The sequence below is a fragment of the Neoluteolibacter marinus genome, assembly GCF_014904755.1.
GTDB classification, from domain to species: domain Bacteria; phylum Verrucomicrobiota; class Verrucomicrobiia; order Verrucomicrobiales; family Akkermansiaceae; genus Haloferula; species Haloferula marina.
In genome coordinates this window covers 71,954-80,824 of record NZ_JACZFQ010000045.1, presented here as the reverse complement: position 1 = coordinate 80,824, position 8,871 = coordinate 71,954, and the positions used below count along the sequence as shown (strand labels likewise).

Here is an 8,871-nt window from a genome sequence, read left to right as displayed (position 1 = left end):
GCCGTCCTTCTGCTCGCCGTCCTTCTGCTCGCCGTCCTTCTGCTCGCCGTCCTTCTGCTCGCCGTCCTTCTGCTCGCCGTCCTTCTGCTCGTCGTCCTTCTGCTCGTCGTCCTTCTGCTCGTCGTTCTTCTGCTCGTCGTTCTTCTGATCCTGCTTTTGATCCTGTTGCTGCTTCAACTCATCCAACTTCCTCTGCACAAGGTCCCGGTTGTAGCGGGCATCCTCGTCCGCATCATCCAAGGCCAGCGCATCGTCATACGCCTTTAACGCCTTCTCCCAGGTCGCCACCGTCGACTTCGGATCCTCCTGCAAAGCCGCCTGACCCACACGATAGAGCGAATTACCAAGGTTATAGTATGCCTTTTTCTGAACCTCCAGATCCGCGGTCCCCAGCGAGCTCTTCAACTTCTCGACCGCCTCCTCGAATTCCCCGTTCGCGTAGGCCCGGGTGCCGCCATTGTAGTCGGCCACCACATCGGACTTCCCGTCCAGCGTGAACAATCCCGACGCGGCGAGCACCAGCATGGCCGGCCGCACCCGGCGGGCGGCGGAGGCCAGGGCCGCCTTCTTCCGTTCACGCCGCCGCTCACCGAGCACCGCTTGGAGGGAAAGAAGCAGCACCGCCACGCCCAGCGGCCACTGGAACCTCTCGAGCGGCACCTTTTCCAGCTGCTGGGCCAGCTCACTCTTCGGCACCAGCGCGAGCCGCTGCTGATAGATCGCGTCCAGCCCCTCGGCACCGCGCCCCAGCGGCACGTAAAGCCCGCCGGTCGCGGCGGCAATCTTCTCCAATGTCCCGGCGTCAAGCTTCGTCCTCACCACCTCGCCGTTCTCGTCCTTCAGGAATTCCTGCCGCCCGTAGCGGTCGCGCACCGGGATCATCTGCCCGTCCGCCGCGCCGACCCCCACGGTGTAGATCGTGGTGCCCTCCTTCGCCGCTTCTTCCGCCGCCTTCAACGCCTCACCCTCCAAATCCTCGCCGTCGGTGATCAGCACCAGGAAGCGCTGGTTGTTGCCTTCGGCATCTAACAGCCGGCCGGCCTCGTGGATCGCGCTCGCGAGGTCGGTTCCCTGTTGCGGGATGAGGTCGGTGTTCAGGGTGTTCAGCGACTCACGGAAGGCATCGTAGTCGAGGGTCAGGGGACACAGCGCGAACGCCGTGCCCGCGAACGGCACCAGGCCCACCCGGTCACCCTCGAGCTGGTCGAGGAAGTCCAAAATCCCCAGCCTCGCACGCTCCAGGCGATTGGGCACCAGATCCTCCGCCAGCATGCTCCGCGACGTGTCGACCGCGAACAGGATGTCGATCCCCCGCCTCTTCACCTCGCGCCATTCATAGCCGTATTGAGGCCGCGCCGCCGCAACCGCGAGTGCCATCACCGCCGCCAGCCACAAGCTGCGCCGGATCCAGCGCAGCACCGGCGACCATCCCGCCACCAGCCGCTCGTGGAACCGCGGGTGCGCCAGCTTGTCCAGATCCGCGCGCCGCCGGCGGTCCGCCCGCAGGAATGCCAGCAAGCCGGCCACGACCAGCACCACCCCCGCGGCGATCCAGTAGGGTTGAGCGAACTGCAATGACGATTCCTCCATGATTCTTCAGGGCAAATGCCGGTATCTCGTTTCCGAAAGCAGCCGTTCCAACAGGACCAGCCCCAGTCCGGGAAGCATGGCGAACAGGAACAACTCCTCGTAGTCCTCATACTTCTTCACTGTCCTCTTGGTGGTTTCAAGCTGGTTGATCACCTCGTAAATTTCCGCCAGCGAGTCGGTGTCGGTCGCCCGGAAATACCGGCCACCGGTCGACTTTGCGATTTCCCGCAGCGACTCCTCGTCGATCTCCACGTTCACCATCCGGTAGCGCCGCCGGCCGAACGCGTCCTGCACCGGCATCGGTGCCTCGCCCTGGATCCCGGCGCCTATCGTGTAAATCTTGATCCCCAGCGTCTTCGCCGCCTCCGCCGCGGTCACCGGGTTCGCCGCCCCCGCATTGTTCACGCCGTCGGTCAGCAGGATCACGATCCGCGACTTCGCGTCGGAATCCCGCAGGTGGTTCACCGACGAAGCGATCGCCGATCCGATCGCGGTCCCGTCCTCGACGCGGCCGATCTGCACTTCGTCGAGCCGCTTCTTCAACCAGTCGTGGTCCAGCGTCAGCGGACTCACCAGATAGGGCCGCCCGGCAAAGGCCACCATCCCGATCCGGTCGCCCGGGCGTTCGCCGACGAACTCCTCCACCACCTTCTTCACCACATCCAGCCGGTTCACCGGCTCGCCCTTGATCTTGAAATCCATCGCTTCCATCGAGCCCGACACGTCGATCGCCAGCACGATGTCGATGCCACTGGTCTCGATCTCCGTCCTGCCGCGTCCAAGCTGCGGGCGCGCCAGGGCCACGATCAGGAGCGCCAGCCCCAACAGCATCAGCGCCAGCAGAAATCCGCCGACCCGCGATTTCGGCCGCCCCCCGGCGTTCCGCGCGTCGGAGACCGACGGCAGCTTCATGGCCACCGCCCGGCCGGCGCGGCCGCGCAGCAGGGCGATCAACGGCAGCGCCACCAGCAACCACAGCCACCCGGGGTTCGCGAACTGGAACGTGCCCTCCATCATTTCGCCACCTCCGTTTCCGGTTCGACCGGCACGTCGACGAACGCGCGCGCCTTCGCGACCAATTCGCCGCGCCGGCCGATATCGAGATCGGCCGCCGCGAACTTCGCCATGTCACAGGCCTTCAGGAAGCCCCTCAAGGGATCCATCCGCGCGCTCAGGGCGAGGTTGCCGCCGGCCGCGAGTTCCGACAGGAACTCCTCCGTGGTGCGCCGCGGCGCCGCCAGTCCGAAGCGCCGCTCGATGAACACCCGCACGACCTGGCTGGCCGCCGCCGCGAAGTCCCCCGCCTCCATGCTTCCACCGTCCCTGCCAAGCGCTTCAAGCTCCAGGCGGGCCTTGTCCTCGGCGCTCACTACCGCGGGTTTCCGCCGCAGCCACCACCACAGCAGCACACCCGCCACCGCCAGCCCCAGCAAGCTCCACAACCCGTAGGCAAGCCACGGGGTCGCTGGCTCGGGCGGGGCGATCTCGATCAGCGGCTTCGGCCCGCGGATGTCTTCCTCCACTGCCTCCTGTGCCAGCGAGGGAACGACCGCCGCTACGAAGAGCATCGTAGCCCATGGACATGGGAGACTGCTCATCACGCCCTGTGCCTCCGGTTCCGGAAAAAGTTCATCAGCGCGGGCATCCAGTCTCCGCCGTTGCTGAACTCGAGATAGTCGACCCCGCTGCGCCGGATGGCGGAGGTCATGGTCTCGCGGCGATTCACCGCCTGCTGCCGGTATGCGTCCCTCACCTTCGCCTTGCCGGTGTCCAGTTCGACCACCTCCCCGGTCTCGGCATCCTCGATCCTCAGCACGCCGACATCCGGCAGCTCCTGCTCGCGGGGATCGTTGACCGACATCGCGATCACGTCGTGGTGCCGCCCGGTCACGCCCAGCTTGTGCTGCAGCTCCGCCGGGGTCTGGCCGCCGGTCAGCCGGAAGTCGGAGATCAGGAACACCACCGCCCGCCGCCGCAGCACGCGGTTCACGAAATCCAGCGCGCCGTTGAGATTGGTCCCGCGGCCGGCCGGCTGGAAGAACAGCGCTTCACGGATCACCCGCAGGATGTTCGAGCGGCCCTTCAGCGGCGGGATGTAGAGTTCGACCTCGTCGGTGAACAGCACCAGCCCGACCTTGTCGCGGTTGCGGATCGCCGAGGCCGCCATCACGCCGGCGATCTCGGTCTGCAGCTCGCGCTTGCTGGCTTCGCTCGAGCCGAAGTCCGACGACGCGCTGACGTCGATCATCAGCAGGATCGTGAGTTCGCGCTCCTCGGTGAAGGTCTTGATGAACGGATCGCCGGTGCGGGCCGTCACGTTCCAATCGATCATCCGCACGTCGTCGCCGGGCACGTAGTTGCGCACCCGGTCGAAGTCCATCCCGCGCCCCTTGAAGACGCTGGCGTAGCTTCCCGACAGATGATCATCCACCAGCCGGCTGGTGCGGATGTCCATCCGCCGCACCCGGCCCATGATCTCCGCCACCCGCGCCTCGTTTTCCTCTTCCTCCCGCAGCTGTCGCTTCGATTTCAAAATCTTGCAGTCCTCCGTCTTCAGGGCACCGGCATCTCGTCGAGGATCTGGCGGATGAAGTGTTCCGCGTCGAGCCCCTCGGCCTCCGCTTCGTAGGAAACGACGACGCGGTGCCTCAGCACGTCCGGCGCGATTGATTTCACGTCGTGCGGCGTCACGTAGCTGCGGCCGTCGAGGAAGGCCCGCGCCTTTCCTAACAAGGTCATCGCGATCGATGCGCGGGGCGAGGCCCCGACCCGCAGGTAGGGCCCGATCTTCAACCCGAAATCATCCGGCCGACGGGTCGCGTGGACCAGGCTGACGATGTAGCGCTTCACCTTCTCGTCGAGATAGACCCGGTTGACCACCTGTTGTGCCTGGCGGATCACGTCGAGGTTCACCACCGGCGCCGGCACCGGCATCTCCTGGGTGCTGGCCGCCACGTCGATGACCGCCATTTCCTCCTCCACCGTCGGGTAGTCGACCAGCACCTTCATGATGAAGCGGTCGAGCTGGGCTTCGGGCAAGGGGTAGGTGCCCTCCTGCTCCAGCGGGTTCTGGGTGGCCAGGACGAAGAAGGGCTCGGCCAGCTTGAAGCTCTGTTCACCGATGGTGACCTGCTTTTCCTGCATCGCCTCGAGCAGCGCGCTCTGCACCTTCGCCGGTGCGCGGTTGATCTCGTCGGCGAGGATGAAGTTGGCGAACACCGGGCCGTGCTTCACCTCGAAGCGTGCGGCCCGCGGGTCGAAGACCTGGGTCCCCACGATGTCGGCCGGCAGCATGTCGGGCGTGAACTGGATGCGGTGGAAATCCGCGTTCACCAGTTGTGCCAAGGTCTTCAGGGCCAGGGTCTTGGCCAGGCCCGGAACACCCTCCAACAGGACGTGCCCGCGCACCAGCAGCACCGCGATCAGGCGGTCCACCAGGTCCTGCTGGCCGATCAGGAAGCGCCCGATCTCCGCGCGCAGCGGATGCACCCATGCGGACGCCGCCTTGATCTCGTCGTCCGTCAATCCCGCGCCCGGGGCCACCATCGTTCCTTCGTTCTCCAAGCTCATGAAATTCGCGTTCTTTCTGTGGTCTACCAGCGCATGAGAAACATCCCGCTGCCTAAGAAAAATTGTAGCCGGCGTCATGCAAGCCGCTTCCAGCCTCGTCCGCGGCCGGGTCGGGGGCAAGAGCGGAGACATCCGCGCCCGGTCCGGCACCGCCCTTTCTGCAACAAGCATGTCACCCGCCCGCGGCCTCTCACCCCGCTTTGGATACGAAGTTGCCACGTGAATATTTTGGCACCTCGAAATCACTGCGCGATCCGCAACCGGGTATTGGATCCCGGCGGTCCGGGCACCCCCGACAGGATCCGCCCTGACTTCTCTAACAGCAGCCTCGCACATACCGACTGATATGAAACGCCAATCCATGCGCACCCGCCTCGCGCTCACCGCCACCCTCATCGGCACCCACGCGGCCATGGCCGGGACCGACACCTGGTTCATCCCGCTCACCGAGTCCGCCCCGGTGACCGATCCGAGCTCCGCCGCCGAGCTCACCTCGCCGTGGGTCACTCCCGCCGGCATCAGCCAGAAGAACATCGTCAGCCTGCGCGAAGTCGAGGACCAGGTCCTCAGCTACGGCCAGTCGATCGGCCGCGCCGCCAACCTCGGCACCGGAGCGTCGATGTTCGACATGATCGCCTACGATCCCACCGGCAGCTACCTCTTCATCCCTCACGAAAGCCAGTGGGGCGCCGGCGTCACCCGCTACGACATCTATAACAACTTCGCCGAGCTCATCTTCCAGGGTGACGGCCAGGGCGAGAACGGCGACTTCTCCAACGATTTCGGTGCCTTCGATCCCTGCCGCTGGACGCCCAACAATACCGTGATCGCCGGTGAGGAATGGTCGGGCACCGGCCGCATCGTCGAGATCCTCAATCCGCTGGCGCCGGCCGGGGAGATCGAGAGCCGCGTCCTCGAGAGCATCGCCAATGTTTCCCACGAAGGCATCAACTTCTCCAAGAAGGTCGACGACACCATCTACTTCGTCGACGAGAACAACTCGGGCTCGATTTACAAGTTCGTGATGTCGGCCCCCGGTGATTACACCAAGGGCCAGACCTTCGTCCTCTCGGTCGACGGATTCACCGGCATCGCCTCGGAAAACTGGAATTCCGCCACCAACGCGCCGGCCGCCCGCACCGGCGAAGCCACCTGGGTGGCGCTGACCGACGAGGACGGCGTGCCGCTTCCCGGCATCTCTGATCCCTTCGTCGACGATTTCGAGGACCTCGAGGCCCGCGCCGGCCGCACCGCCGCCGACGACGCCGGCGGCACCCCCTACGGGCGCCCGGAAGACATGGCTGTCAGCAAGTTGAAGAACGGCCACGAGGTCATCTACTTCACCGCCACCTCCGAGAAGACCGTCTACTCCGTCGAGATGCTCGGCGGCAAGGGTCGCAAGAACCGCAATGGCAACAAGGCCATCGTCCGCACCTTCATCAGCGACGACTCGCCGAAGAACCTCGGCTTCGACGCCACCACCGCCAGCCTCGACTCGCCGGACAATCTGGCGATCGACGCGCTCGGCAACATCTACGTGATCGAAGATGCCCCCAACTCCTCCTCCACCGGCGGTGACATCTGGTTCGTCCGCGACACCGACAACGACGGTGTCGGCGAGTCGCTCGACCACTTCATGAGCATCCGCGTCGACGGCTGCGAAGCCACCGGCATGATCTGGAACCCGGTCGTTCCGACCGAGTTTTCGGTCTGTGTCCAGCACCCGGACAGCACCGACCTCGCCAACGTGCCTGACGGCCTCGGCGACGCGGTGTGGATGTTCAACGTGACCCACATCGAAGACGAGAAGTTCGTCAAGCAACTCAACAAGGCGAAGGCTCCCTTCGGCGAGTAAACTACCGCCCTGTTCATGGCTTCCACAGGGGGAGGGTCGCAAGGCCCTCCCCCCTTCCCGTGCCCTGGCCGCGTCCTGTTTCGAAAACGTTGCAGTGCCCCGGTTCCCCCCGCACGGGCTGCCTCCATGATCCGCCCCCGAACCTCATCCCGCGATGTCCCGGAACCTCATCACCACCGTCCTCGCCAGCCTCCCGCTTCTCGTCCAGGCGGCCGATCCCGCCACCGCGGCCTATGAAAAACTGATCGTGCAGCTCAAGGCCAGCGACGCGGTGATCCCGCCTGCCCCGGGGGTCCATCCGAAGCGGGCGATGTCGAACGGCGAAGCCCCCGTTCCCCCCCAGTGCTACACCCGCACCGAGGCCCGCCACAACCCCTGCTACGTCTGCCACCAGGACCACATCGAGGGCCGCGAGAATCTCATGAACGACGGCGACCTCCAGCGCGACTACGCGTTCAGCGATCTGGGCATGTCCAACCACTGGAAGAACCTCTTCGAGGACCGCAGCGAACGGGTCGCGGCCATCTCCGACGAGGAGATCCTCGGCTACATTCAGGCTGACAACTATTCCGAGCTCCCCTCCCGGCTGCGTGAAGCCGGATTCGAGGGTTGGATCCCCGATCTCAAGGACCTTCATCTCGGCGCCGCGGCATTTGACGAACACGGCTTCGCGAAGGACGGCAGCGGCTGGGTGGCTTTCAACTACAAGCCCCTGCCCAGCACCTTCTGGCCGACCAACGGCTCGACCGACGACGTGATGATCCGCCTCGCTCCAGCCTTCCGCCGCGATACCGGTGGCCGCGACTCGCGGGAGATCTACCAAGCCAACCTCTCGATCCTCGAGGCCCGGATCAAGGGCTTCGATTCGATCTCCTGCCCGCCGCTTCCGGAGTCGGCACTCGACACCGACCTCGACGGCGATGGCCAGCTCGGCACCGCCACCCGCATCACCCGCCTCGACTCCTGGGTCGGCGCGGCGGCCGGCGAGTTCATCGACACCCACCTCTACCCCAAGGGCACCGAGTTCCTCCACACCGTCCGCTATGTTGGTGTCGGCAAGGACGGCAGCATCGGGGTCTCGACCCGCATGAAGGAGGTCCGCTACCTGCGCAAGGTCCGCGAGGCGAACAAGGCGGTCTACGCCCGGCGCTACCAGGAGGAAAGCTACGACAAGGACGCCGGCGCCTTGCCCGACTACCTCGGCATCGGCGACAATGGCATCGACAACGGCAGCGGCTGGGCCGTCCAGGGCTTCATCGAGAATGCCGGCGGCCGCCTGCGGGCGCTGACCTTCGAGGAGAACTTCTCCTGCATGAGCTGCCACAACTCGATCGGCTCGACCATCGACAAGACCTTCAGCTTCCCGCGCAAGGTCGACGGTGCTGGAGGCTGGGGCTACATCAACCTCAAGGGGATGCCCGACGCCCCCAGCCTGGGCGAGAAGACCGGTGAAATCGCGACCTATCTGGCCCGCGTCGGCGGCGGCAGCGAGTTCCGCAACAACGACGAGATGTCAGGGCGCTGGTTCCGCGACGGCCGGCTGGATCACGTGAAACTGAGCCAGGCCAGGGACGTCTACGACCTGATCACCCCGTCGCCTCAGCGCGCGCTCCAGCTCAACAAGGCCTACCGCTGCATCGTCGAGGACCAGGACTTCATTTACGGCAAGGACGCCAGCATCACCCCGCCGGTGAACGTCTACGACCACATCGACAATGACGAGACACCGACCCTGCCCGACAACCGGGTGTTCCGCTACAACATCCTGCTCGACTGGCCGGACAATTGACCCCGCGCCCATGTCCGGGGGCCTTGGCACATCGCGGACTTGGCGGGAACGACTTCCCGGTTAGATT

General features: G+C 65.4%; 7 protein-coding genes. 2 read left to right on the top strand and 5 right to left on the bottom strand.

Features of this window, described 5'->3' with window-relative positions; genetic code table 11:
* The 5 genes from IG178_RS10750 to IG178_RS10730 form a co-directional block, all read right to left on the bottom strand.
* On the bottom strand, positions 1–1,590 hold a 1,590-nt coding region (locus IG178_RS10750; RefSeq protein WP_193212545.1), incomplete at its 3' end, for a VWA domain-containing protein.
* Positions 1,591–1,596: 6 nt separating this feature from the next.
* Complete coding sequence (locus IG178_RS10745) at positions 1,597–2,607, bottom strand: VWA domain-containing protein (RefSeq protein ID WP_226895304.1); 1,011 nt, start codon at positions 2,605–2,607, stop codon at positions 1,597–1,599.
* Positions 2,604–3,158 carry a hypothetical protein gene (locus tag IG178_RS10740; protein ID WP_193212544.1) on the bottom strand — a complete coding sequence of 185 codons (555 nt, stop codon included), beginning with the start codon at positions 3,156–3,158 and terminating at the stop codon, positions 2,604–2,606. Before IG178_RS10740 ends, IG178_RS10745 begins: the two co-directional genes overlap by 4 nt.
* A gap of 29 nt (positions 3,159–3,187) precedes the next feature.
* Entirely contained in the window at positions 3,188–4,123 is a 936-nt protein-coding gene (locus IG178_RS10735) for a DUF58 domain-containing protein (protein WP_226895303.1), read from the bottom strand.
* A gap of 20 nt (positions 4,124–4,143) precedes the next feature.
* Positions 4,144–5,160 carry an AAA family ATPase gene (locus IG178_RS10730; protein ID WP_226895302.1) on the bottom strand — a complete coding sequence of 339 codons (1,017 nt, stop codon included), beginning with the start codon at positions 5,158–5,160 and terminating at the stop codon, positions 4,144–4,146.
* Between the two features lie 346 nt (positions 5,161–5,506).
* Between IG178_RS10730 and IG178_RS10725 the strand changes: the two genes are divergently transcribed.
* Positions 5,507–7,015 carry an alkaline phosphatase PhoX gene (locus tag IG178_RS10725; protein ID WP_193212543.1) on the top strand — a complete coding sequence of 503 codons (1,509 nt, stop codon included), beginning with the start codon at positions 5,507–5,509 and terminating at the stop codon, positions 7,013–7,015.
* Between the two features lie 154 nt (positions 7,016–7,169).
* Positions 7,170–8,804 (top strand): Aq_1262 family (lipo)protein, encoded by a 1,635-nt coding sequence (locus IG178_RS10720; RefSeq protein ID WP_193212542.1) that lies wholly within the window; start codon positions 7,170–7,172, stop codon positions 8,802–8,804.
* Positions 8,805–8,871: the final 67 nt, after the last annotated feature.